Genomic DNA, 1,148 nt, shown 5'->3' on the forward strand with positions numbered 1-1,148 from the left:
CCTATTGCCGCATCTCCAGTTACCTGCAGACCATGGCAAATCAGGGATACAATCCGCTGGTCGCCATTCAAATGGCCTTTTCGGGACAGCTCTATGCTGATAGGGGTGAGTAGTTACGATGGCCATTTGATTGCCATCGATTTGACTGCTGACCTGGGAACCTTTGTTCAAAATTGGCTTGAGTTTTATCTAACCAAAGACTTGACCCCGTATTCCCCACTCTATTCTTTCGGCGCAATGCGCTTCGCTTATTGATGCCCTACATCGGTACGCCTTACCGCGTTAATTCTCTCGCAACCAGTATTATCTCACCATCTCGTTCTTCTCGAATACACCGAACAACACTCCCAGGCGGAAACTCCCAAAGTTCGTCATCAGGGTCGTAGTCGGTAGGAGGCAAGACTTCGTACTTATCGACGCCCAGCTGTAAACCTTGTGTTGGTCGCACTACCGCTACTCCCTCGTCAAGAAGGTTCACGTAAATAGTACTAGTATTTGAAGCCATCGCCCCCGACATGAATGATCTCCTTCGTAACATCATCAATAACGACCGACCTCCCCATTTTTGGGTGGACGTACCTCGTTGCTGAGTTGCCTTTGTTTACCAGGTTTTCTGCTGGAAACCTTTTGCCGCCCTGCAACGCCTCTGTAATCTGTTGGTTGGTCCATCCACGCTTTTTCATTTGGTTTGCCCACTTGGTGGCAGACTTACCTTTGCCCAGTATCCACTTTGCAGCCTTTAGGGCTTTTACTCCCCGAATAACTTGTATTGTTCCACCTGTACCAACAGTAGTTACGGCTTCGAGCAATACTGTGTTAGCAAGATCAACCTGTTCTTCTTCCGGCATAAACTCCAGCTCGCCATAGCTCGTACCATGACAAGAAGCAGAAAGGCACCATTCACCTTTCAATTGGTTAAACAAATACCCAAACGCCCCGCTCAGTGCTCCATTTGCGAACAAACTCGAATCGGCGCTTCGCCAGTCGATCATAGCCTGGGCGATGGTGGCCGCAGCCCGAGCAGACTGGCTTGCCATTCGCCCGCTCGGCAACCTCGACTTCCAGCTCGGGTGCCGCTTCGTTACCAACCCAGCGCACCGACTTGTAGACAAATGACTTGAATTTCTGCACCCGGTTCAGGATAGTCT

1 protein-coding gene and 1 pseudogene are annotated in these 1,148 nt (G+C 50.2%); both read right to left on the reverse strand.

Annotated elements, in window-relative coordinates:
- Nucleotides 1–488: 488 nt before the first annotated feature.
- Nucleotides 489–923 (reverse strand): colicin E5-related ribonuclease, encoded by a 435-nt coding sequence (locus tag ACOCD2_RS20050; RefSeq protein WP_293650138.1) that lies wholly within the window; start codon nucleotides 921–923, stop codon nucleotides 489–491.
- Nucleotides 916–1,148, reverse strand: a pseudogene (locus ACOCD2_RS20055) (hypothetical protein); the annotation flags it as partial. The pseudogene ACOCD2_RS20055 and the gene ACOCD2_RS20050, both read right to left, overlap by 8 nt.

It is taken from the genome of Thiolapillus sp., from assembly GCF_048562965.1.
In the GTDB taxonomy this organism is placed as follows: domain Bacteria; phylum Pseudomonadota; class Gammaproteobacteria; order Chromatiales; family Chromatiaceae; genus Thiolapillus; species Thiolapillus brandeum_A.